Here is a 25,143-nt window from a genome sequence, read left to right as displayed (position 1 = left end):
TTATGGAATGGGATACAGTCATTGGCCTTGAAGTACATATTCAGCTCAAAACAAAGTCAAAACTTTTTTCTGGTGCATCTACCGCTTTTGGTTCTCCCCCTAACTCTCAAACCTGCTTTATCGATGCAGGATTTCCTGGGGTTTTGCCAGTATTAAATCAGGAAGCGGTCATTATGGCGATTCAGTTTGGCTTAGCTATCCAAGCTGACATTAATGATCAATCTGTTTTTGAGCGTAAAAACTATTTTTATCCGGATTTACCCAAGGGTTACCAAATCAGCCAATTTCAAAAGCCAATAGTTAGCAATGGTAAATTAACAGTTGCTTTGAATGACGGCAGCGAAAAAGAGGTGTTGATTGTACGTGCCCATTTGGAAGAAGATGCAGGTAAATCGTTACATGGAGTACATTCAGGTTATAGTGGTATTGATCTTAACCGGGCAGGCACACCCTTATTGGAAATAGTAACTGCCCCCTGTTTGTTTTCAAGCCATGAAGCGGTGAGTTATCTCAAAAAACTGCATCAATTGGTTCAATTTATAGGTATTTGTGATGGGAACATGCAAGAAGGAAATTTCCGCTGCGATGTCAACCTATCCTTAAAACCTAAAGGTTCTTCTGTTTTAGGAACACGAACTGAATTGAAAAACTTGAATTCATTCCGTTTTATTGAAAAAGCCATCGCTTATGAACAAGCACGCCATCAGGATATACTGGAAAGTGGCCACCCCATAATCCAAGAAACTCGTCTTTATAATCCTGACACACATACAACACATGCAATGCGCAGTAAAGAAAATGAAAATGATTACCGATATTTCCCAGATCCCGACTTACTGCCAATACAAATCACCCGATTCCTTATTGCCGAAGTAAAGAATAATTTACCGGATTTACCTGAGAAAATTCATGCTGAATTAAAAAATGCACCTTCTCTAAATGAGGGGGACATTAATTTTATTCTCTCTTCACCCGCAGCTTATCAGTTTTTTAAATCAATTAAAGCTGAATGCCGTGCTCCGGAAAAAATGATTATTAATTGGCTTAAAGGTCAATATGCTGCTGCTTTAAATGAAGAGAACTTAACCTTTGATACACCGCGCATATCAGCAGAACTCATGGCGAGCCTTCTTAATAAACTGCATGACGGTACTATTTCTTTAAACAATGCGCGAGCTATTTTTGCATTACTTTGGGCTGGAGAAAAAGACATTGAAGCAATTATTGAGCGTGAAGGATACCAACAAGTCGATGATACTGCTGCTTGGGAGGAAATGATCCTTCAGCTGATTCAGCAATATCCTGAGCAAACTGCGGATTACCGAGCAGGAAAAGAAAAATTATTGGCATTCTTTGTCGGACAAATTATGAAACAAACTAAAGGAAAAGCTAATCCGGAACAAATTAATACCCTCCTGAAAAAACACTTAACAGGAAATGGTTCATTTTGAATTAGAAAAGAAATTTTATCCAGAAACTCGAGGCACCTGTTTCACATAATGCTTTAGGTATTAAAGAACGCTCTCCCTCCTTGATTTCAAATCAAGCCAGGTTATTAAAGGCATTCTAGTTTTTTGTCAGCTGCGCTTGGAAATACCTGTTCTTTTAGCTGCTGGTATGCTTTATCACTGTCAGCTTCTTCAAGGAAGAAATTTTTCACGATATTTTCTACGTCATCACCAACTAAGCCCGAAGTTTTAAGTCCATGCAAATCAGACTTGGTTGAAAATAAAAGAATTTTGGAGTGTCCTTTCATTTTCCAGGCTTCATCAATGCCCAAAAGTCGTTGTAAACTAAGCATGCGGCTTGTACCGAAATAGCTACCACCTTTGGTGATGATTTCTTTTTGAGCACCAGCGCCTGTGGTTACTTTATTATGAGCATTATTAATAATATCGTGTAAGTTGCTTTCAAAATTTAAACCTTTATCTTGCAACTTAAGTTCTTTTTCTAATGCATTGCAATAGCTTATCTTCGCCTGATTTCGTGATTTATGAAAAAATTTTACAGAAAATCGTTCTTGCTCGTGTTCTATTGTTTCTCTATATGTTTGTATTAATGAGATTGCTTCTTGCAGTCGGTTTTTCTTTGCCATAAACGTTTCTTCATTTTTTGGATCACTTTTCTCAGGTAACTCCTGTGGAGAGGAAAACTCCTCATCTATTCTTTTTTGTGGCACTTCACTGCTCGTCTTGCTAATTTTTTGTAAAAGAGACTCGGCCTCCACCTTTTTTTGCCGAATGGATTGTTCAATCTTTTCAATAGCCTGGATAGTTTGTTGATGTATTTCCGAGCTGCCATTAATCCCTTGCTTGATATGCTGTATTTCTTGTTCCTTAGCTTCAATTAATCGTATGAATTCTTGCAGTTTCTGAGCATCTGAAAGGATTAGTAGTTCAACTTCTTTTTGCGTGATAATGCCTTCAATCGTTTTTACTTGCTTAAGCAGCGTCGTTAAGCTCTTTAAATCTGTTGCTTGCTTCATAATCAATTCAAAGTTTATTATTTGCTGATTAAGCTCTGATTGCTCCTTCTTAATCACTTCTTCCACAGAGGTTCCTTTACATTCCTTTACGATTCCATCCATACTGAGCTTTCTTTCAGCAAAGTGCTTTCTGAATGCCAAGATGGACTTCTCAGCAAATAAACGAGCAAATTTCTTCTCAAATGCAACAAATGATTCTTGCGAATAATTTGAAAGCAACTCAAGATAATCGTCTTTCATTAATCCCAAGTTTTCCTGATTTATATCTATGTCAACTCTTGCTGAATTTACTAAAGACTTGGCTTTGAAGACTAGTTGTTGATTGCGAAGAGCCTCTAACTCTTTTTTAAATGCATCCAGTCGTTTGGCAACGTTCATATTGAGAGTCGAGTCCTCAATGTCTTCAATTGACGGATATTCGTCCTTCGTTTTTGGTTGCCTTGAATAATGTTGATTCTGAGCATGCTTCTCACGAATAATCCTTGTATTAATATCCGTTTTTGCTGAAGACAATACTAGAATCATGGCATTTAGGAAATCCAAATAGTCCTGGCTGTATTTTGAGGCATCAAACGCGGTAGAAGTGAATAACTTAATGTTCTTTTTATTGGATTCAATGAATTTTTTGAGGTGTTCATTAAACCCTATTTCAGCGAACTCCTTAACTTGCTCTAGAAGAGTTTGTTCAGAGATTTCGTCAGGGTTTGTATAAATGGCACGCAGTTGCTGATTTTTCATAATAAGCATTACGGATTAAAAACAGAATGAATATATTATAATCCAAATTGACAATTAATTACACATATTTCGAGCTAAATGGAAATTGAATTTACATTAAGGGCAAAATTGAATCATTGTTTAAAAATAAGAATATAGCTATTGATCTACCTAATTGAAAATCCTTAACTTGGAAATCAGTCGCTTCATAGTGCGCTGGGATTGTAGCTTAGTTCGTGTCAAAGGCTTCTTACAACATAAATATTACTTTCACTATCCCCGATAATGATAAAATGGATATCTGACATTGAATTTCTATAACTTGAAATTATTGTAATTTAAGGAATAAGAATCAAATCGATGGGTAGATAATTGGATAATGAAGTAAAAAGAGTCAGTCGATAAGCCGGGTTCTGTCATGGACAATCATTCATCTGGGACATGCGTCACCACATGCCTCAAGCGACCTACCCGAATCCCGTGCGGGTCACACGTAATGACTTTTCAGCCAAATGGATTCCTATTTGATCTTGCTCCGAGTGGGGTTTTCCCTGCCACGTCTGTTACCAGCCGTGCGGTGCGCTCTTACCGCACCATTTCACCCTTACCTCAAAGAGGCGGTATATTTTCTGTGGCACTTTCCGTAGGTTCACACCCCCCAGGCGTTACCTGGCACTCTACCCTATGGAGCCCGGACTTTCCTCCCTTTGCAAAGCAAAGAGCGATTGTCTGACCAACTCTGTTATCAATAGTAGCAGAGTGCCTAGCTAAAGACCACTATATTGGGAATATTTAATTATGAAAAAACCAGCGAGACTATTCTAATCAATTAGAAATCACGAGTCCCAATAAATTCATCATCAAAATAACGCTTTAATTTAGTACGTAATGTACCACGGCTTACACCAAGAACACGGGCAGCTTTTGATTGGTTGTAACGGGTTAACTCCATAACAGTACGAAATAACGGAGCTTCAACTTCTTCAACAATTAATTGATATAAATTTAAGTTGGAATCTTTATTGCTAATACTGGTTAAATAACCCTTAACAGCATGAATTACTTGATGTGAAAGTGCTTCGCTGCTTTGCACCATTGTTTCTGTGCTCATTTAAGTCTCCTAGTACAGATTAATTAAATAAAATTATGCCCAGTACATACACTCACCGAACACTATGGCCTATATAGTACCAAACATCTCAAAGAGTGTAAATATTGTTTTAATGATATTCATTTCTTAAGGAAATATTAAGTCAAAAAAATTTTACCATTTTACAAGTTGAATGGACAAGGCGAATTTATTATTTAATTGCTGTATGACTGTTATTTTTTATTAAGTAGAAGAAAAATAATAAGAAAATTTGTATGATTTTATCTCAAATGCCCAAAAATTGTAGATTCCTATTTAATCTTTTCAATTATTTTTCATAACTGGTGGCATTTGAATTATTAAGGATAAATAGGCCAAAAGAGCATACCAGTGACGTGTATTACCATCTTAATGGAACCTTTAGTTTCCCTTTTCTGGAAAAAACAGCAAAAAAAATAACTGCATTGAAATATATGAAGAATTAATTCGAGTACGTAGAGAATATCTCCAAAAAACACCGCAACACCCCAAAGTGCTTATTCCAAAGAGTTAATTGTAATTATTTGGAAACATTTAACTTGGTGTATAAGATGATTCAGAATCTAACTGATATTTTTGATGGCGCGGTGGATATAGTAGAAAGTTCAAAAGCTAAGTATATTGAAATTAGAACAAAACCTAAAGAAATGGCGAATGAAACGCGTGATAGATATATAGATTCATTCATATTCGGCCTATAGTTAATCTTCGGCGCTTCTTCCAAAGCTGAATTAAATAAAGTCTTAGGCTTTTTTTTCAAATAAGCAGCAATTAAACAGGAAACAAATTAAAGAGCATCCATTATGTTTTCCATATAAATTCTCATCAATGTAGGTATGTTTATTGATGAAGCCCTCCGTTAACGTGCCACAGCTTCTCCGTAGCACGTAGGCTATAAAGACATTGCTTATGCCGCAACGCATTCTACTCCACTGTGAAACTTTCCCCACATCCACATTGACCTGTTTGGTTAGGGTTATTGAAAACGAATTTATAATTTAAACCCTGTTTTACGTAATCAACACTCATATTTTTCAGAAAGGGATAACTGGACTTATCAATACATGCACTATAATTTTCAGTCAGAGTAAGAACCAAATCACTTTCATCAGGAGCTCGTACATAATCAATGACATAAGATAAACCAGAACACCCAGTTTTTTTTACCGATAAACGGATCCCAGTATATTCAGAATTTTTTTGCAAATAAGACACCAAGTGTTTTACTGCTGCTTCAGTAAAAATGATTTCAGGTACGGTGCTTTCTACATGATGCATTACTACACTCATTATTACCTCTCGATTCGATTTGTTTTCTTCATTAAAAGCAATGCTTCTTTATAAACATCAATAATCCTTAATGCTATAGGATATTGAGCAACAGGAATATCTAATTCTTTAACGATGAGCTGATAATCAATTTGCGGTACGGCATCCATGGTCCGCCCTTCAAGCTGCCTGCATAACCATTCCAGGCTCGCAATTACATAAGGATTACCATTTGTTTTAAAACAAGCTCGGACAATTGTACCCTCTGAATTACACTGTACATAGAGTTCAATCGTTCCTTGACCTTTTTGGTCGTTTTTAACAACTCCCGCAAAATGATCATTTAAATCGATAACCCCTACATGTCTGGGTGAAAAAAAACAATCCTCTACAATTCTATTATACATCATGATGGTGATATTTCATGCAATCGAGTTACTTGCGTACAAATAACGTTAATCGCGTGCTCTACTTCTTCTTCCTTAGTAAAACGCCCTATTGATAATCTCATGCTACTTTGCGCCAAATCATCGCTTAGCCCTAAAGCTCTCAACACGTAAGAGGGTTGGATACTGGCAGAACTACAGGCTGAAGTAGTAGATACAGCTAACTCATTCAATGCTAAAAGCAAAGAATCCCCATCTAAACCGGCAAAACTTATATTAAGATTGCCCGCAATTCGCTTTTGCTCATCTCCATTAAGCTGGATGCCCGGCAAATGCTTAATACCATTCCATAAACGCTGACGATAGCTTAAAAGACGGGCTTGTTCCTCTTCTCGTAAGCTTTCGGCTAACGCAAACGCTTCTCCCATGCCTACAATTTGATGCGTGGCCAAGGTACCTGACCGTAAACCTCCCTCATGCCCACCACCAAAACTTTGCGGCTGAAGACGAATTCGTGGTTTGTGCCGGACATAAAGCGCACCCACACCTTTGGGACCATAATTTTTATGGGCTGATAACGCCATTAAATCTACAGAAAGATGTTCAAGGTCAATAGGAATTTTTCCAGCACTTTGTGCTGCGTCAACATGAAAAAGAATTCCTTTATTACGTAATAAAGCACCAATAGACGCAATATCTTGTACTACACCAATTTCATTATTCACATGCATGATGGATACTAAAATGGTATCTGATCTCAATGCTTGAGTAAGTTTTTCAAGATCAAGCAAACCATTGGATTCAGGCTGCAGATAAGTTACTTCGAATCCATCTTTTTCTAAACGATAAAAACTATCAAGTACTGCCTTGTGTTCTGTACTCATCGTAACCAAATGCATCCCTTTATTCTTATAAAAGTGGGCTGCGCCTATTATCGCCAAATTATTCGCTTCTGTGGCACCTGAAGTAAATACTATATCCTGGATGGACGCGCGAATTGAATCTGCAACTTGTAAACGCGCATGCTCAACAGCAAGAGCTGCAACGCGACCGTATTCATGGGTTACTGAAGAAGGATTACCATAATCTCCATCTGGGCCTAAATAACAAATCATGCGCTCTACTACACGCGGATCTGTCGGTGTTGTTGCCATATAATCAAAATAAATTGGTATTTTAATTATTCTGTTCACTCCGGCTCCTTTTACTTGCCCATTCCAACGTTTTTTGAACTTGACTCAACATACCTCTTAGCAGATTTACTTCCATTTTTTCCAAATTTACCCGATTAAATAATCGACGCACACGCTGCATTAAACGTCTTGGATTTGACGCTTTTAAAAATTGAATCTCAATAAACACTTCTCTCAAATGCTCATAAAATTGTTCTATTTCATCCGCTGCAGCATATTCATCCTCACGTAATGCCACTTCTGCTTTGGGTGCTAACAGCTTCATTCGCAATTCATAAGCAATAATCTGTACCGCCTGTGCCAAATTAAGTGAAGCATATTCAGGATTGCTCGGAATATGGATATGATAATGACATTTTAGCAGTTCTTCGTTAGTAAGACCTGCATGCTCTCTTCCAAAAACAATCGCAATCTGAGTATTTTCTGATTGTTGGCTTACCAAATCCGCACACGATGCAGGAATTAAGCCAGGTAAGGAAAGACCTCTAGGCCTAGCGCTTGTTCCCAAAATCAGCTGGCAGCCAACCAAAGCCTCATCTAAAGTTTCAGTAACGACAGCTCGTTCTAAAAGGTCATCAGCCCCTGCTGCCATTTCTTTTGCTTTATAATCCGGAAAAGATTTAGGTTTAACCAGATACAGTGAATTTAACCCCATAGTTTTCATCGCTCGAGCTGCTGAGCCTATGTTACCGGGGTGAGATGTTGCTACTAGAATAATACGAATTGAGCTTAACTTCATAAAAAAACTTTTATTAATGCATTGAAATGCCTCTATCATATCATCGAACACCCTTTTTGACGATTTTTGCTTTTTTCATATTTAACTCTATTTGCGCAAAAAAAATATGATAGAATCACCGGTTTTGTACATTCAAGAGTATATTCATGGAACCACTTTTAAATATAGCAATTAACGCAGCACGACTGGCCGGTGAAATTATAATTCGACATATGGAGCAAGTGGATCGTCTCAAAATTACCGCTAAAAATAACCATGAATATTTTAGTGAAGTAGACATCAAAGCCGAACAAGCCATTATTCATACGATTCATAAAGCATATCCTGAACATGGGATTCTTGCTGAGGAAAGTGGTATCCAGGAAGGAGATGGCGAGTCAATCTGGATTATTGATCCACTGGACGGAACATCCAATTACTTACATGGATTTCCTTTCTTTTCAGTTTCTATAGGGGTAAAAGTTAAAGGCAGGATAGAACATGGAGTTATTTACGATCCATTACGACATGAATGTTTTGCTGCAAGCCGAGGGCGCGGAGCACGATTAAATGATCGAAGAATACGCGTTTCCAAGCAAACTCAACTTGTGGCCTCGCTTTTAGGCACTGGTTTCCCCTCACGGGACATCAATGCAGCACAAAAATACCTACCTACTTTTGAAGCATTATTTGGTAAATGTGCCGGAGTCAGAAGAACTGGATCTGCAGCACTTGATTTGGCTTATGTAGCCAGTGGTCGGCTGGATGGATTTTGGGAGTTCGGTTTGCGGCCTTGGGATATTGCAGCAGGATCCTTATTAATTCGAGAGGCAGGTGGATTAATTAGTGATTTACAAGGCGGTGATGATTTTCTCAAATACGGAGACATTGTAGCTGGAACACCTAAGGTGTTTAAATCATTGTTACAAACTATTTCCCCTATTTTGAAATAAGAAAAATCGTAGCCTGGGTGAAGGCAGAGCCGTTACCCAGGAATAATTTGTTACAGTCCCGGGTTTCGCTGGGCTCCACCCAGGCTGCAAAGAATTCAGGGCTTAAATTTTATTTAAACCCCGGCTTTAATCCAAGAGCTAAAGGAAGTTCATCAGCCAAAGCAGTTCCAAGACTTTTGGACACTCGATCAAAAAGATTTTGCTTATGGGTATAATCAATAACTTCAGGGATTTTAATCACTTCACGAGCTACCTGTCCACTGCTGGCAAGACCATCAATTAGCCCAATTGATAAAGCCTGTTCGCCAGTCCAAAAAAGTCCAGAGAATGTGTCATTATCAATATGTAAGCGACTTCCTCGACCTTCTTTTACTCGATTGATAAACTGTTCATGTACTTGATCCAACATAACCTGTAATTTTTGCTTGGCGAAATCAGTTTCAGGGGTAAAAGGATCTAAAAATGATTTATTTGCACCCGATGTTTGTAATCTTCGCGAAATACCAATTTTATTGATTAAATCTACAAAACCAAAACCATTATACAAAACACCTATAGAACCAACCATGCTTGCAGGACTGGCATAAATATTTTCCGTTGCAACAGCAACGTAGTAAGCAGCAGAAGCACACGCATCCACACAAACTGAATAAATTTTTATATCCGGATATTTTTTATGATAAAATTTTATAATGTTGTACATATATTCAGCCTGAACTGGACTGCCTCCAGGGCTATTAATACGAACAATCACTGCCTTTAACCCAGGATTTTTATAAGCTGAATCCAACCCCTTTGCAAAATCATCTGCATTGGCTTTAGTTTCAGACATTTCTCCTGTAATATCTACTATACCTACGTGAGACTTGATATTAGTACCTACACCTTCATTGGTTCCCTTTGACACGTAATAAACTATATAAGCAATGATGAGCAAATAAATAACACGCATAAACCATTTCCATCGGCGCTTCCTTTTCGCTTCTTTCATATAATCAATAATGATTTGATTCAGCAAAGCTTGGGAATCCGAAGTAGAATTAGAAGAATGGTTATTTGTCATAATCAATCACTTGAAATAATTAAATAAGCCCTTATTTTACGGTAGATGCAAGAAAATTAATACCCATTAACCATTAGAAGGTTATACATCATGAGAATGGATAAACTAACATCAAAATTTCAAATAGCTCTGGCAGATGCTCAATCTCTGGCTTTAGGACGAGACAACGGCTTTATCGAACCCGAACACTTAATGAAGGCGCTTCTGGATCAACAAGGAGGTACTTGCAGACCGCTGCTTAGTAAGGCTGGTATTAATATCCCTCTCTTAAGAACCCTTTTAGATCAGGCGTTAGATAAACTTCCTAAAGTTGCTGGTATGGGAGGTGATATCCATATTTCAAATGGATTAAATCGTCTATTAAATCTTACTGACAAGCTGGCGCAACAAAAGAAAGACAATTTTATTTCCAGCGAGCTTTTTGTTTTGGCGGCAATAAGTGAGGAAGGCAGTCTTTCTCGCATACTAAAACAAGCAGGTGGTGAAGCGAAAGCAATAGAAAATGCAATTAATGAATTGCGTGGTGGAGAAACGGTTAACGATCCTAATGCCGAGGAACAACGTCAAGCTCTTGAGAAATATACTCTAGACCTAACCGCCCGCGCAGAACAAGGTAAATTAGACCCGGTAATTGGTCGCGATGATGAAATTCGCAGAACCATTCAAGTATTGCAAAGGCGTACAAAAAATAATCCTGTTTTAATTGGTGAGCCCGGCGTAGGTAAAACAGCAATTGTTGAGGGATTGGCACAACGTATTATTAATGGTGAAGTTCCTGAAGGTCTAAAAAATAAACGGTTACTTTCATTGGATATGGGGGCATTGATTGCCGGAGCAAAATTTCGCGGTGAATTCGAAGAGCGATTGAAAGCTGTTCTAAACGATCTAGCAAAACAAGAAGGTCAAATTATTCTCTTTATTGATGAGCTTCATACTATGGTGGGAGCTGGAAAAGCGGAAGGCGCAATGGATGCAGGAAACATGCTCAAACCAGCTTTAGCGCGCGGTGAGCTCCATTGCATCGGTGCAACCACTCTTGACGAGTACCGACAATATATCGAAAAAGATGCTGCTTTGGAACGGCGCTTCCAGAAAGTTCTTGTTGATGAACCCAGTGTTGAAGATACAATTGCTATTCTTCGTGGTTTAAAAGAGCGTTACGAAGTACATCATGGGGTTGAAATTACTGACCCAGCTATAGTCGCAGCTGCTACTTTATCGCACCGATACATTACGGACAGACAACTTCCCGATAAAGCGATTGATTTAATCGATGAAGCAGGAAGCCTGATCCGCATGGAAATTGATTCTAAACCCGAAAGCATGGATAAGTTAGAACGACGTTTGATTCAATTAAAAATTGAGCGTGAGGCACTCAAAAAAGAACACGATGAAGCATCTAAAAAACGACTTGATGACTTACAACATACAATTGACGAGATGGAACACAACTACTCTGATTTAGAAGAAGTTTGGAAATCAGAAAAAGCGATGATGCAGGGAGCAACTCAAATTAAAGAGGCCCTTGAGCAAGCAAAACTTGAAATGGAAACCGCACGTCGAGCTGGAGATTTGAGTAGAATGTCTGAATTACAATATGGACGTATTCCAGAACTTGAAAAACGTTTGACACAAGTGGCTGAAGCAGAATCTCATGAAAATAAATTAGTGCGTAATAAAGTGACAGAAGATGAAGTGGCAGAAGTCGTTTCCAAGTGGACTGGCATACCTGTAGCTAAGATGATGGAAGGTGAAAAAGAAAAATTACTGAGGATGGAAGAAGTATTGCATCATCGTCTCATAGGTCAAAATGAGGCAATAGATGCTGTATCCAATGCCATTCGTCGTTCACGTGCAGGATTATCCGATCCTAACCGTCCTATTGGATCATTTTTATTCCTTGGTCCTACTGGTGTGGGTAAAACTGAATTATGTAAGGCCCTTGCTTCATTTCTCTTTGATACCGAAGATGCGATGGTACGCATCGATATGTCCGAGTTTATGGAAAAACATTCTGTTGCCCGTCTCATTGGGGCGCCACCTGGATATGTTGGTTATGAGGAGGGAGGCTATTTAACGGAAGCGGTTCGACGCAGGCCTTATTCCGTTATTTTGCTTGATGAAGTAGAAAAAGCGCATACGGATGTGTTCAACATACTCCTGCAAGTGATGGATGATGGACGCTTGACTGATGGCCAAGGACGTACTGTTGACTTTCGCAATACCATTATTGTCATGACCTCAAACCTGGGCTCCAATCTGATTCAGGAAATGGGGAATAAATTTAAATACGAACAAATTAAGGATGCTGTAATGGAAATGGTGCGCCAGCACTTCCGTCCTGAGTTCATTAACCGCATTGATGATACCGTAGTTTTCCATTCCCTTGCTAAAGATCAAATTGCGAAAATTGCTGCAATCCAAATTGGTTATTTGCAAAAACGCCTGAAACAACAAGATATCCATCTTGATGTAGCTCAGGAAGCATTATCACACTTAGCAGAAGCAGGCTTCGATCCTGTATATGGGGCAAGGCCTTTAAAACGCACCATTCAACAACAATTGGAAAATCCTCTGGCTCAAGATATATTGACAGGAAAATTCAAGGCAGGTGATACCATTAAAGTCACTTATAAAGAGGGTGAGATGAAATTTACAAGTCATTAATCATGGCCGCATGAGCGAGTCATAGTCGTGCTGGCCATTAAGTGAAGGATTCTCGACTTTCTCCCCTGCTTCCCGCGGCTTGTCTGCGGGAAGCAGATAACTGAATAGCAGACCCCATTATACCTCATCCAATGCTATCTAGATTACTTCTTAACACTTTATACGCTTTAACCGTTCTACTAACCGTTTTTTCACCTCTGGCCATTCTCCGGCAAGGATACTAAACAGGACCGTATCTGTGACCTGGCCATTGTGATGAATCATATGTTGACGGAGAATACCTTCTTGTGTTGCTCCCAATTTTTTTAACGTATTGTAGTTTTTGACATTACGAGGGTCTGTTGCAATTTGTATGCGATTGATACTCCAGATCTCAAATGCATTTTGAAACAGTAACAGCAAAGACTCGTGATTATAGTGCTTCCCCCACACTGACGGTGTAAACCAACCATAACCAACTTCTAGCTTTTTATGTTGCAGATCTATCTCATAATAAGCTCGGCTTCCAATTAATTCATTGTCCTTTAACCGTCTTATTACATAGGTAAGTTGGATGCCGTGGAGCTGCTTCATCAAACAATTCTGAAACCAGGTATCATAAAATTTACCATTCGCTTTATTGGGCATATAAGTCCAAATTCGCGCGTCATTGGCTGGATGACGCAAGCTCTCGTAATGACTTAAAGCAAGAGGCTCCATTTGAATGCTTTGACCAATAAGGTTCTCAGGCACAAGTGTACTGACTTTTGTTTTACTTTTGGGCATAATAAGCATGTCATACATTATTGTTTTCTCAATCTAAAAACATGATCAATAAATTATTTCATCGAATAAAACAACTGTTCCAAGTTCCAGCGGATAAAATTATTTCTAATGCTTATCGGATTATCTCAGTTAATGACAGTTATCAAAACACTGCAAAAGTTTATGTTACAGTGCAAATTACTGGAAAAGCAGTAACCTTTGACAAGTCAGTAAGCGAATTGTATCAAAAAAAATGGCTGGATAATTTTTCGCATGAAGATGTAGCACATATTGCGGCTTTATATTCTGCAGAACAAACCAAGAATCTGGATTTAATTAAACGATTCCCCAAACAAACCCCCGCAAACAAATCCAGTGTTATTAGTGTTGGAATACTGTTCACAACTTTTTTAATCTTATCGAATTTAGCAGCCTTTAAAATAGCTGCTTTTGGTTCCATCAATTTTGCTGCGGGTTTAATTTTTTTCCCTTTAACCTATGTCTTTGATGATATTCTGACTGAAGTATATGGATTTAAAGTTAGCAGGCGGATCATTTGGATGGCATTACTAGCGAATACTATTGTATTCTTGGGCACCTGGCTTACCATTTATCTGACCCCTTCGCCCTACTGGTCTCATCAAGAAGCTTATGCAACAGTATATCAAGGAACATTAAGAGTTTTCGTAGCTTCCGTCATTAGTTATTTTTTTGGGGAATTTGCCAATTCAATTATTTTAGCCAAACTCAAAGTGCTGACATCCGGGGAGCGTCTGTGGCTGCGTGCGATTACAAGCACGATGGTTGGGGTGGGTATTGATACAGTACTTTTTACTCATATTGCCTTTTTGTTCCTAATTCCCTACGCAGGCATTTGGCAAATTATTGGAACAATGTATTTACTCAAAGTATTGTATGAGGTATGTGCGTTGCCCATCACATATCGTGTTTCAAATTATTTAAAACGAAAAGATAATGTCGATCATTATGATGTAAAAACTAATTTTAATCCGTTTTCATTAGCGCTTTAATCATGGATACAACCATAAATAATCTATCTGGAAATGGAAGAATTATTATTCATTCGAGTTATTTGTGGTATTTGACCTTAACTTATTCCATGATCATTATACTGGCTAATTGGTTTGATCCAAGGTTAATTAATGTTTGGGGCTTAACAACTGATGCTGGAACACTGATCTTTCCATTATCCTTTTTGCTTTCTGATTTGATTACTGAGGTGTATGGTTATAAATATGCACGTCGTACTATTTGGTGTGGGTTCGTATTTAATTTATTTTTTATTTTATATGGCCAACTTGTCATCCATATGCCCAATCCTAATTTTACCACCAATAATGCTATTTTCGATACCCTGTTAACCATTAACTCCAGAATTATTTTGGCATCATTTATCAGTTACCTAATTGCCGAATCGTTCAATTCTTACCTTATTGCCAAAACCAAAGTTAAGACTCAAGGACGGTATATGGGAGGAAGATTTCTTTTTGCTACATTTTTAGCCTCAGGGCTGGATAGTGTAATTTTTACAGCGATTGCATTTTATAAAACACTACCTAACTCTGTTTTCATTACCATGATGTTCACTATGTGGTTCATTAAGGTGTTTATTGAATTATGTGGCCTTCCGCTCTCCATAAATCTAGTCAATAAGTTAAAAAAAATAGAACAAATTGATATTTATGATAAAAACACAAAATTTAATTTATTTCGTTTTGATCTCAACTACATCCAGCAAGAAAACGAGTATTTAAACAAAACAAGAGGAAATGATACAGTGTGACCTGGGGGTCGCGACCCCAGGTTAGTTTGCAATAAAAATTAAACCGTAAGAATCACCACTTCGCTCTCTTCTTTTTTCGGTGCTACTTGCAAAGTAAGTTCTTTTTCAGCCCTTGCAATCGCAGTATGCATCTTCTCTGCTCCTTCAAAAAACTCACAATCAAAGGCAGTATCCTGTTTGGACTCAATGAACCGTTTGAGAAATTTCACACCGTCTAACATATCTTCTTTTGACAATTCATCCAGAGATCGTTCCAGACCTAAAGCCTGTTGGATAATAAATAACAGATCTGTATCAAGGAGCTTTAGTTGTTGCAGTAGTAATACATAACCACCAAAAAGCATGTAACTGCATGTAGAATCAGAACAATCTTTCATCTTTCCCAAAAAATTACTGTGATCAATCGATTCAAGATCATCTTGAACCGAGGGAGTATAAAATAAACTAAATATTGCATTTCTTGATGTCTCTGACTCAACATGTTTAATCAGACTGGCATTAATTGTTTCTCCGTCTAAAATTTTAAACGAATTAAAATTCCTATAATCTTTTGCAACCCCTCTACACCATTTCTCCATATCTTTTTCAAGCTGTTGGCGTTCGCTTTCGATTTGTGTCACTAGAGATTTAACAAAATCAATCGCTTTAAATCGATGTAACACTGCTGCGCCACGTTTTCTTTGCTCATCAATAATATCCTGAAGATACTGTTTGAAATGTTCATCCTTTACAAAATGGGGGTACTTCATGAAACGGGGAACTTTCTCTTTATCTTCAAGCAACATGTTATCACGAAAAACTTCTAATGATTTTACGATGGTTACAACATCAAGAATCTTTAAATCATCCTCTTTATATCTTTTTCTGACAACATCTATTTCTTTAAATTGCAAAGCTCTTCTTATGGCTTGGAATAACTTGCAAGTGGTCACATCACATTTGCCAAAGTAGGTCCAAGATGCATATGCATTATAATCATCATATTCTTTAATCAACCGAAAATAGCGATGAATTAATGCACCTAATAAAAACAAAGTACCTTGTTTGGTTTTTTCTTTATCCTCTTTGGGAATTTGCCGCAGTTCATTTATGAGTAAATTAAACACATCAACCTGGGTATCTCTGCCCGATTTACATTTTATTACCTCATTTGTTCTAGCAATTAATACTTCAAGGCTAGATTGTTGTACTACAGAGGATCCATCATTGACCTGACTATCCACTACTTTATATCTTCCTAATAAAGTGGAGTATTTTGCTTCTAGATTAAGCGTATTGACTCTAAATTTTGCAAATGCTGGCGGGATAAAAGTCATACATCCTCCTTAATACATACTCATTCCTAGAGAACTCATAACCCCTTTATAAAAGCCATATAAGGATGAAGAGTTCTTATTAAACGAAAAATATTTTGTCTCATGAATATCCTTTTGAATTGTTGCTCCTAATCGTTCGTTTAGATCCTTATATGTTTTTTCTTCTCTTCGTTCATATACAAAGGTGCAATAGTAACTAAACTCACTCAAACATGAGTTAAAAAAATCCTTATCCATGTCTTCAAGAGATTGAATGTCTAAATGACTGCGAAATAAATCAATTAAACTTTGATGAAGATAATTACTTACCGAGGAATCATATTGAAACCACTTGACCAAATATATTCCAATAATAACCTTTCTTCTAAATTCATTGAAATCATCTAGAGTTAGCTCAGGATTTCTTTTAACGACTTTAACATATTGGATTAATTCATATGTCTCATCTAAACTGTGAGCCAGCATACTTATTGTGGTCGCATCATCCATGGCAGCATGTCTCGAAATGAATAGGGAAAAAAAACTTAAACATCCCGCATGTTGTCCATTAGTTCGCGCTAAACACGTCGCTAGTCCTCTTGCTTTTTGCTGAAATTCGGCAAACAACATTGTCATTGCGTCCCTCCTGCAAATATTGACCCGCAATAACTGCAACGCGTCATTGTCCAAAAATGTAAACGCCTTCATTTTTTATAGCAACCTATAAAAAATAATGCAACTATTAATTTAACTAATTGAACATAAAAAGAATTAAAAGTCTTTTTTATAATTTTTTATGTCCAATACGTTCGAGGATAACTCAAGTAAGAAAGAGGTGAAGAGCAAAGAAATTAAGCCCGGGCGAACAAAGGTGCAGCATAACTAAAAAAACTAAAGGAAGCCTGGGTGAAGCGGGTACGCTTCGCCCAGGTTATAAACTATCTTGAAAAGCGCTCGTCTATAGAGTTGATTAATTTTTGATGAATTCCATTAAAACCTCGATTACTCATGACCAAAACAGCATCCCCCTCTTGTACAACCCCAGTCACCTCTCTAATTATTTCATCATGGTTTTTACAAATCTTATAGGGACAAGTCCAGTTGTTTACAGTTTCGTGCAAATTAAAATCATTCGGTTCCAAAACATATGCGCCATTCACTGGTTCCAAAGCATGTGCCATTTCATTAGCATGAACACCAGTACGCATGGTATATGAGGCAAATTCTAACACCGCAAAAATACGTTGATGTCTCTTACTTTGTTTTAAAGCATCGATTGTTCGCATAATGGCTGTAGGATGGTGCGCAAAATCATCATAAAGTGTTATACCATATTTATTGGATCGAACCTCTAAACGACGCTTTACTGGAGTAAAACGTTCTAACGCTTCAGCTGCTACTTTGGGGCTTACTCCAGCATTTACACTGGCAACAAGAGCAGCCAAGCCATTTTCCACATTAAAACGCCCAATTAAAGGCCATCTTACTTCAGCCACTTCCTTGCCATCATGCAAGACTTTAAATGCTGAACCATTCTCTTCAATTAATTGTGCTGTCCATTGTGCACTATCACCTAAACTCAACTCTTCAATTCGCGAATATTGACCACGAGCAATCACTTCATTAAGTGCTTTATCATCTCGAGGCTTAATCACAACACCACTTGCAGGGATAGTTCTCATCAGATAATGAAATTGCAATTGAATCGCTGCTAAATCAGGATAAATATCTGCATGATCAAATTCCAGATTGTTTAAAATAGCGATTCTTGGACGATAATGCATAAACTTAGGACGTTTATCAAAAAAAGCACTATCATATTCATCTGCTTCAATTACAAACCATTTACCCAAACCAAGACAAGAGCTTGTTTGAAAATCAGATGAGACCCCACCAATTAAAAATCCAGGATTAAGTCCTGCTTGATGCAAAATCCAGGCAACCATTGACGTAGTTGTTGTTTTACCGTGGGTACCAGAAACGGCAATTACTTGATATCTGGATAAAATAGTTTCAGCAAGCCATTGTGGTCCAGAAGTATATGGTTTGCCTGATTCAATTACAGCTTCGAGTACTGGCATACCTCTTTTAATGGCATTGCCCACAATAACCAGATCTGCTTGTAATGCTAAAGTAGTATCATCATAACCCTCATTCCAGGTTATTCCTTTTGCTGCGAGTAAGTCACTTACTGGCGGATAACAGTTGGCATCACTTCCAGTAACCTTATAGCCCGCATCACGCGCCAACAAAGCTAAGGCGCTCATAAAAGTGCCGCTTATACCTAAAATATGTAAATGCATGATAATCCTAATCTCATTGTAATAAAGAAATAGTTAAAATATTAACCGCTATTAAGCCAAATGCAGCCAATACAGATTGAATCGCTGTAGTGTTTAATGCAAACTTATATATATGAGCTGTGATAACAATCTGCCAAACAGATAATCCCAAACTTAAAAATAAATAAAGAATGCCAATAAATAAAAATAAAGGATTTCTTAAATTAACCAGAGAAAGATATGGTCCAATAATCAATAGAGGAATAATTAATATATGGATGATAATATTAATACAGTACAATGAAGTGACTGTCTGCACAAGCCTCGGGGTCAATCCTTTAACAAACAACACAAGATAAGTATAAATGACATAGGAGATAATTAAAGATATGGAGGTGAATACATTATTTATCATCTCCCCAGAAGAATTTATCATCTTTTCAGTAGAGTTGAAATAAGCGTAATCCCATTCGACCGCCATAAGTAAAGCCAATAAGAAAGCACTCAAAACCATTCGAGTAATAGAGTAAGGTGTATTTTCTGGACTTTCTTTTAATAAGCAAATATCCCAATAACGATCAAATATTAGATGTAACATTTAAGTCTTCATTTTTTAATTAAATTTAATCACTACAAAACTACCTACTCTCCGATAATGATTCTTCTTTTCTCATTATTTTTTTTACCATGCCGAGCTGTTGTACAACAGGCTCGCTCCATGGCCCTGAAATTTTATAACTGTATGCAGATATTTTTTGCATGCTCTGATTAATAATTTTATTCGCCACCCAAGCTGCAACACCTGCTACAGGACCGCCAGCAATAGTTGCAACCACAGGCAAACTCGCGGTTATATGGGGAGATATTTTTAAGTTCAGGTCATAGGTATGTTTCACTAAGTCAAGATCTCCTTTCATACTTGCATAAGCAACAGGCCCATCAAGATAACTATCCTGTGTACCCATGATTCCTTTATTCACACTAAAATTTCCCTGAAAAATATCAAAACTATAGCCTTGATGTGCCAAATCACTAAAATCCAATTGTAAACGGCGTGGAATAGTCTGCAAACTTAGAATACTTAATAATTTACCTAGGCCTAACTTTTCTTCTGTGTCCTTGCTTAAATTCGTAATTCTTCCATTTTTAAGTTGTAAATACATAGTTCCTTTTAGCGCGGCAAGAGAAAATTGATACAAACTCTTTTTCCAACCCCCATGAAACTCCATATACCCTTTTTTTGCATGAACAGCAGGAGTTACATTCCAACGCTCTAAAGTTTTAGCTAAATTTGTGATATTCAGTTTTACATCAAGATTTGTCTGATTTACATTTTCTTTTTGAATCCATTCCCCCTCAACATTAAATTGATAGACTGGAGATGTAATTTGGCAATAATCGACTTTCCATTTTTCAGTGGTGGATTTACTCTTCAAAGTTACATCCCCCACTTGCACTTTTCCCACAGACAAATTATCAACACGCAAATTAAGGTTTGGTATTTGATTTGGATGCATTTGTGTCGTTTCAGCAAACTCTTTACCTGCGGTATCCATTTTATCCAAATTTAAATGGTGCACATGACCGCTTAATTCATTGGTAGGTCCATGATAAATTAAGTCAGCAGCAACATTTTTTTGCTGTAAATTAAAAGACCAATCTTTACTCGGTAATATTTTTGCTTTCACTATAATTCTATTAAACTGCTGTTTCAAAAAACTGAATTTATCTATAGTTATATTAATAATTCGCAAATTATTTAATATAGATGAGTCTGTTTTTGCAGAAGAAAATTGACTGTAGATATCCTTCCATTCCTGGAGATCGAATCCTTTTAAGGCACCTACAACAGAAAGGCCGGGTAATTTTTGATTTACAGCATTTGCACTACCTAAACGCAACTGTCCAGAATCAAAGGCATACCCCTCTTTAGAATTTTTAAATAATAGATCCGCGCTTAAACGATTATCGTAGTTACCTCGTAAGCGCATTGATTTTTTCGCATTGAGCTCAAGAGTTAATTCCAAGGGGGTCTTTTCATTTGATTTTTTACCTAAAGGAGTAGGTAAATTTACATCCATCCCCTCTAAAGTACTATTAAAACTGATACTGTCTGCTTCGGAAGGTTTATCACTTAACTTTAATACTGCGTTCACATCTAAAGAACCATCAACTACAGCAAGTTGGGGCAATCTAAATTGGTTTTTCAAAGAATCAACGGTACATTTCCCATTGATCGTAATTGTTGTTGCAGGCATTGGTGTTTTAACCGATTGAATTTTGATGTTCATTGGATGTCCCAAGATTGCGGCAAACAAGTAACTATCTGTTATCCCTGTTTCATTAAACATCAACCCGCCTGATAGATTTTTCACAGAAAATTGGGCTACTTCATGATTCACTGTAATTGTATTATTTTTAAAGGTGAGATTCCCTTTAGCAAGTACCTCATCATTTTCTGGATATAAAGGAACCTGTACGCTTAAATTGAGTAAGGCAGAGCCTTTAATGGACAGCATTTTTAAAAGGGTTAGCTTTTTCCTTAAAGGAGAAGCCATAACATAATTAATCATTTTTTGTACTGATGCATCAATTTTTCCAGTCACCAGCAAATTTTCTTTATTCTTTCCAATGTCATTGATACGCAAATACATTTCTTTTGTAGGTACACCCTGGAAATTAGCATGGACTATATCAATATTAAGATCCCGGTTTTTTAAATGAATAAATCCATCAATTTCTTTTATAGCCCGCCATTTGGAGTTGATTGCTATCTCTCCACCACTTGCAAAACTCTCTATGATAAATTCGCCGGTATTGTTATCGAAAGGAAAATCTTTTGCCATACCATTAACTCTTACCCTTCCACTCGCATTAGCAATCCGTTTTACATCATTTTTTAGCCAAAGATACAATTTAGGTTTCATGTATTTTTTAGGTAAAAACGGAACCCATTGCTGCCAATTTTTACCAGAAAATTCCGCACCAAGACGAACATGACCCACAGATTGGCGAGTCACCTGATCTACCGCGCCCTGCATGCTTAATGTTAATTCAGGCTGGCTTACTACAAACCGTTCCATACTAACCCGTAAACCATCATTCAACTCCTTCCAGTCAAAAGCACCATTAAGTAGTGTTAATGTTTGCTCTGGATAACCATTAACCTTTATCGAAGTATTTTCAGAGTCAAGCTCCAATCGCCCTTGTTCGGGTTGCCAGTTTATAACACCTGAAAGATTTTTTACTTGGGGAATATCATCTTTGGCATCCCATCCTAACTGCTCAAAACGTGTTAAAATATAATTTATAGAATAGTCATCAATAGAAAAACCATTCCCTCTTTTTTGTGATGTGTCCGTAGCATTTGGGGTTGTGTTAAGTACGGTCGAAGATTCTGATTGCAAATGCTCATTTTCAGTAACCGTGCTAAAAACCGGGACTGGAGGAATAACCGAAACATTGGTATTTAGTGAGACCAGGACCTGAGTATCTTTTAAAATTCCCTGCGGTTTCATAGCCAATATGTTCTGGATACTTTCAGGCCAGTTAATTGCATCAGAAAACAATGATTCAATAATGATTGATTTTGCAAATAATAGATAACTTTGTTGTTCTTTATTGTATTTAAGCAATAATTTATTCTCAGGCCAAGCTACACCACCAATACGCAATTTAATTGGATCGGCTTGGAGCTGCCAGCCTAAATTGTCGGGCTTCCATGAAAGATTTGCAAAGAATGATTGGATAAGTTGACTGTTTTGATTATTCAGCAATCGCCAAGCCAGCCGCTTAAAGGTTATCTGTGCTTGCACTGAAGAAACTGCACCATGATGTACATCAAGCCAGACCTTAATATTGCCCTTTCCCCCCTCAAAATGCTCAGTCGTCTTAGGAAACAAATTTTGCCATTGAGCAGGCACTATATTTTTAGCTGAAAAATAAAATTGCCCTTCAATATCCTCAAAATTGTCGGGATCAAAATATCCATCACCTAACAGTTGAAAATTAGTACTGCTTGTTTGTGCAAGTTGCGCCTCTCCTTTAAACTTATAATGTCCACCGCGATTTGCTACCGATACATTTAAACCATCAACAGGAATCAAGCCCCCGTCGCTAAAATGGAAATAAGCTGAAACATGCTTAATGATTAAGTGTTCTTGCTGCGAGAGCCAGACCAAAATCCGCTTGGTTTTCTCTGGCGTCATCTCGGTACTATTTAGGGGATCGGTAGCAACACCATCAATAGACCAATGATTATCTTTTTCTCTCAAATTGAGATGCATGTCATCAATAAAGAGAACTCCCGGTTGGATCTGCCAATTCCATAATGATTTAAATAAGTTAATTCCGACTAACAATTTATTGATATGAAAATCATGCTCTGAATCATCCCCCAAAGTAACCTGATTTAATTTAAGTACAGGTTGAAACCAATACCATCCTGTTTCCATTGTTTGTATTGTTACAGGTTGCCCTATAAGGATTGATAGACGATGTTCTACTTCTCCCTTATATTCTTTTGCCCAGGGAGTTAGAGAGCGAAATATGCTGGATAAAACAGCCATAAAGATAATTAGGACAGCTAAAAGCATCCAAACTCTTTTTAATACTGTACTCACGCGTTGTGTTCGATTACTCATTGATTTTTTTACTATACCATTGCTTTTGCGCATACTCATCATTTTCTTTTTGTTCGATGCGCTGTAATTTGAGTTGTTCGATCTTGTTAACCCGATCTACCAATTGGCCAACCCCTTCTTCAGAAATCTTTGTCTGTTTATATTTGAGTTCAGCCTTTGCCCTTATTTTTCCTAAATGAGCCAAATGTGCGGTTAATTGTATTAAAGCCGTATCCAAATGGCTAATAAAATCGATGCGATTACGTAGTCGAGCAACTGCTGTTCCTTGTTGACCAATTTTCTCAACTTGCTTTAGATAATCCTGTCGATAAGCAACCAACTGATCATGCTTTAACTTATTATGCTTAAATTGCTCCTGGGCTTTTAAAAACTCTTGATATGCAGCATAAGTTGCTTCTTTTTTAATCTGTAAAAGCTGTTTTAAACGTTCCAATCGCTGACTCATCCATTAACTCCAAAAGATGATGCTAACTGGGATAACATATCCACACTTTCCTCATAAAGAAACCGTTCATTGATACTTTGCTCCATATATCTGCGAATTTTATCTCGAGATTGAATCGCCTTATCGAGATTTGGATCACTTCCCATTGCATAAGCGCCCAGCAATATGAAATCTTTATTTTTTTCATACAGTGATAAATTCTTTTTGAATAATAGCATATCATTCATTTGTTGCTCAGATACTATAGTTTGCATTACCCGACTAATTGAAGCTTCCAAATCAATAGCAGGATATTGTCCTTCTTCAGCAATAGACCGACTTAAAACAATATGCCCATCCAAAATAGCTCGTGCTGCATCTGCAATAGGATCTTGCATGTCATCGCCTTCCGTTAAGACTGTATAAAATGCAGTAATCGAACCACTGCCAGTTTCGCCATTACCCGCACGTTCGACGAGTTTTGGTAATTTGGCAAATACAGAAGGGGGATATCCTTTAGTTGCTGGCGCTTCACCTATAGATAGAGCAATCTCTCTTTGAGCCTGAGCAAAACGAGTTAAAGAGTCTATTAGCAGGAGTACATGCTTGCCCTGATCGCGAAAATACTCAGCAATACTCGTAGCTACTTTAGCACCGTGTAAACGCATTAAAGGGCTTTCATCTGCAGGTGCCGCCACAACAATTGCGCGCTTTAAACCCTCTTCACCTAAATTCAATTCAATAAATTCCTTGACCTCTCTACCACGCTCCCCAATCAAACCCACAACAACCACATCAGCTTTGGTAAAACGAGTCATCATTCCTAACAAAACAGATTTTCCTACTCCTGATCCTGCAAATAATCCGATTCGTTGGCCACGTCCCACAGTAAGTAATCCATTAATTGCGCGTATTCCTACATCTAGGGGCGTATCAATGACCGCTCTTTTTAAAGGATTAATTATGGGACTAATTAAAGGATATACCTCATTTAGCTCAAGAGGAGGACCGTCATCTATAAGAACTCCAGAACCATTTATAACTCGCCCTAATAATTGAGCCCCCACTTCGACCTGAGCGACACGTCCCGTTGGGGTAATAATCATCCCGGGAGCAAGCCCCTGAATCGCGCCTATGGACATCAAATAAGCACGATCTTGGCTAAAGCCAACAACTTCAGCGTCAATCGTGCGTGATTCATCAATAGTAATAAAACAACGCGCACCAACAGGTTGATTAAAACCTTTAGCCTCCAGTGTGAGGCCGACAGCCCGACTTATGCGACCACAATGTAATAATCCTAAATGCTTTTTTTCGCGAATTTCAGGCAATATTTTGGCCAGATGTGACTCGTAAACTTTCATCTGTTCA

General features: G+C 37.6%; 20 protein-coding genes and 1 other RNA gene. 5 read left to right on the top strand and 16 right to left on the bottom strand.

All coding sequences use genetic code 11. The annotated features are described in order from the left end of the window. Nucleotides 1-2: 2 nt before the first annotated feature. Nucleotides 3-1,451, top strand: a complete 1,449-nt coding sequence (gene gatB / locus FOLKNPGA_RS07880) for an Asp-tRNA(Asn)/Glu-tRNA(Gln) amidotransferase subunit GatB (protein WP_182352515.1) — start codon at nucleotides 3-5, stop codon at nucleotides 1,449-1,451. Nucleotides 1,452-1,555: 104 nt separating this feature from the next. Here the strand turns inward: gatB and FOLKNPGA_RS07875 are convergent, their stop codons facing one another. The 7 genes from FOLKNPGA_RS07875 to trmJ all read right to left on the bottom strand — a co-directional run bounded on the left by FOLKNPGA_RS07875 (nucleotide 1,556) and on the right by trmJ (nucleotide 7,918). Beyond that, nucleotides 1,556-3,223 carry a hypothetical protein gene (locus FOLKNPGA_RS07875; RefSeq protein ID WP_182352514.1) on the bottom strand — a complete coding sequence of 556 codons (1,668 nt, stop codon included), beginning with the start codon at nucleotides 3,221-3,223 and terminating at the stop codon, nucleotides 1,556-1,558. A gap of 365 nt (nucleotides 3,224-3,588) precedes the next feature. Beyond that, nucleotides 3,589-3,943, bottom strand: an RNA gene (gene rnpB / locus FOLKNPGA_RS07870) — RNase P RNA component class A. Nucleotides 3,944-4,031: 88 nt separating this feature from the next. Then, complete coding sequence (locus FOLKNPGA_RS07865; RefSeq protein WP_182352513.1) at nucleotides 4,032-4,313, bottom strand: helix-turn-helix domain-containing protein; 282 nt, start codon at nucleotides 4,311-4,313, stop codon at nucleotides 4,032-4,034. Nucleotides 4,314-5,255: 942 nt separating this feature from the next. Then, entirely contained in the window at nucleotides 5,256-5,621 is a 366-nt protein-coding gene (locus tag FOLKNPGA_RS07860; RefSeq protein ID WP_182352512.1) for an iron-sulfur cluster assembly accessory protein, read from the bottom strand. A 2-nt stretch (nucleotides 5,622-5,623) separates the two neighbouring features. Further along, entirely contained in the window at nucleotides 5,624-6,010 is a 387-nt protein-coding gene (locus tag FOLKNPGA_RS07855; protein ID WP_182352511.1) for an iron-sulfur cluster assembly scaffold protein, read from the bottom strand. Beyond that, nucleotides 6,007-7,140, bottom strand: a complete 1,134-nt coding sequence (locus FOLKNPGA_RS07850) for an IscS subfamily cysteine desulfurase (RefSeq protein ID WP_370529202.1) — start codon at nucleotides 7,138-7,140, stop codon at nucleotides 6,007-6,009. The genes FOLKNPGA_RS07855 and FOLKNPGA_RS07850 overlap by 4 nt, the downstream gene beginning before the upstream one ends. Before the next feature lie 22 nt (nucleotides 7,141-7,162). Further along, on the bottom strand, nucleotides 7,163-7,918 hold the full coding sequence (trmJ, locus tag FOLKNPGA_RS07845) for a tRNA (cytosine(32)/uridine(32)-2'-O)-methyltransferase TrmJ (RefSeq protein WP_182352799.1): 756 nt from the start codon (nucleotides 7,916-7,918) through the stop codon (nucleotides 7,163-7,165). A gap of 146 nt (nucleotides 7,919-8,064) precedes the next feature. Between trmJ and FOLKNPGA_RS07840 the strand changes: the two genes are divergently transcribed. Next, nucleotides 8,065-8,850: an inositol monophosphatase family protein gene (locus FOLKNPGA_RS07840; RefSeq protein WP_182352510.1), complete on the top strand. Its 786-nt coding sequence runs from the start codon at nucleotides 8,065-8,067 to the stop codon at nucleotides 8,848-8,850. A 109-nt stretch (nucleotides 8,851-8,959) separates the two neighbouring features. On the opposite strand, the gene FOLKNPGA_RS07835 is transcribed toward FOLKNPGA_RS07840, so the two are convergent. Next, complete coding sequence (locus FOLKNPGA_RS07835; protein WP_182352509.1) at nucleotides 8,960-9,913, bottom strand: S49 family peptidase; 954 nt, start codon at nucleotides 9,911-9,913, stop codon at nucleotides 8,960-8,962. A gap of 90 nt (nucleotides 9,914-10,003) precedes the next feature. On the opposite strand from FOLKNPGA_RS07835, the gene clpB reads away from it, so the two are divergent. After that, nucleotides 10,004-12,580 carry an ATP-dependent chaperone ClpB gene (gene clpB / locus FOLKNPGA_RS07830; protein WP_182352508.1) on the top strand — a complete coding sequence of 859 codons (2,577 nt, stop codon included), beginning with the start codon at nucleotides 10,004-10,006 and terminating at the stop codon, nucleotides 12,578-12,580. Between the two features lie 150 nt (nucleotides 12,581-12,730). Here the strand turns inward: clpB and FOLKNPGA_RS07825 are convergent, their stop codons facing one another. After that, nucleotides 12,731-13,363 carry a GNAT family N-acetyltransferase gene (locus FOLKNPGA_RS07825; RefSeq protein WP_182352507.1) on the bottom strand — a complete coding sequence of 211 codons (633 nt, stop codon included), beginning with the start codon at nucleotides 13,361-13,363 and terminating at the stop codon, nucleotides 12,731-12,733. Between the two features lie 23 nt (nucleotides 13,364-13,386). Here FOLKNPGA_RS07825 and FOLKNPGA_RS07820 point away from each other — a divergent pair, with 23 nt between their 5' ends. After that, nucleotides 13,387-14,355: a queuosine precursor transporter gene (locus tag FOLKNPGA_RS07820; RefSeq protein ID WP_182352506.1), complete on the top strand. Its 969-nt coding sequence runs from the start codon at nucleotides 13,387-13,389 to the stop codon at nucleotides 14,353-14,355. A 2-nt stretch (nucleotides 14,356-14,357) separates the two neighbouring features. Continuing rightward, the gene (locus FOLKNPGA_RS07815; protein ID WP_182352505.1) at nucleotides 14,358-15,128 is read left to right on the top strand and encodes a queuosine precursor transporter; all 771 of its coding nucleotides are present in this window, start codon (nucleotides 14,358-14,360) and stop codon (nucleotides 15,126-15,128) included. Between the two features lie 38 nt (nucleotides 15,129-15,166). Here the strand turns inward: FOLKNPGA_RS07815 and FOLKNPGA_RS07810 are convergent, their stop codons facing one another. The 7 genes from FOLKNPGA_RS07810 to fliI form a co-directional block, all read right to left on the bottom strand. Then, nucleotides 15,167-16,444 (bottom strand): hypothetical protein, encoded by a 1,278-nt coding sequence (locus tag FOLKNPGA_RS07810; RefSeq protein WP_182352504.1) that lies wholly within the window; start codon nucleotides 16,442-16,444, stop codon nucleotides 15,167-15,169. A gap of 9 nt (nucleotides 16,445-16,453) precedes the next feature. Next, entirely contained in the window at nucleotides 16,454-17,059 is a 606-nt protein-coding gene (locus FOLKNPGA_RS07805) for a hypothetical protein (RefSeq protein WP_182352503.1), read from the bottom strand. A 302-nt stretch (nucleotides 17,060-17,361) separates the two neighbouring features. Continuing rightward, nucleotides 17,362-18,726: a UDP-N-acetylmuramate:L-alanyl-gamma-D-glutamyl-meso-diaminopimelate ligase gene (gene mpl, locus FOLKNPGA_RS07800; protein WP_182352502.1), complete on the bottom strand. Its 1,365-nt coding sequence runs from the start codon at nucleotides 18,724-18,726 to the stop codon at nucleotides 17,362-17,364. Nucleotides 18,727-18,739: 13 nt separating this feature from the next. Further along, nucleotides 18,740-19,303 carry a hypothetical protein gene (locus FOLKNPGA_RS07795; RefSeq protein ID WP_182352501.1) on the bottom strand — a complete coding sequence of 188 codons (564 nt, stop codon included), beginning with the start codon at nucleotides 19,301-19,303 and terminating at the stop codon, nucleotides 18,740-18,742. A gap of 40 nt (nucleotides 19,304-19,343) precedes the next feature. Continuing rightward, nucleotides 19,344-23,381 (bottom strand): YhdP family protein, encoded by a 4,038-nt coding sequence (locus FOLKNPGA_RS07790; protein WP_370529195.1) that lies wholly within the window; start codon nucleotides 23,379-23,381, stop codon nucleotides 19,344-19,346. Further along, nucleotides 23,341-23,793: a flagellar export protein FliJ gene (gene fliJ, locus FOLKNPGA_RS07785; RefSeq protein WP_182352500.1), complete on the bottom strand. Its 453-nt coding sequence runs from the start codon at nucleotides 23,791-23,793 to the stop codon at nucleotides 23,341-23,343. The genes FOLKNPGA_RS07790 and fliJ overlap by 41 nt, the downstream gene beginning before the upstream one ends. Further along, the gene (gene fliI, locus FOLKNPGA_RS07780; RefSeq protein WP_182352499.1) at nucleotides 23,790-25,136 is read right to left on the bottom strand and encodes a flagellar protein export ATPase FliI; all 1,347 of its coding nucleotides are present in this window, start codon (nucleotides 25,134-25,136) and stop codon (nucleotides 23,790-23,792) included. The genes fliJ and fliI overlap by 4 nt, the downstream gene beginning before the upstream one ends. Between the last annotated feature and the right edge of the window lie 7 nt (nucleotides 25,137-25,143).

The organism is Legionella sp. PC1000 (genome assembly GCF_014109805.1).
In the GTDB taxonomy this organism is placed as follows: Bacteria; Pseudomonadota; Gammaproteobacteria; order Legionellales; family Legionellaceae; genus Legionella; species Legionella resiliens.
The sequence above is the reverse complement of the archived record's forward strand: the minus strand, read 5'-3'. Positions and strand labels throughout refer to the sequence as shown.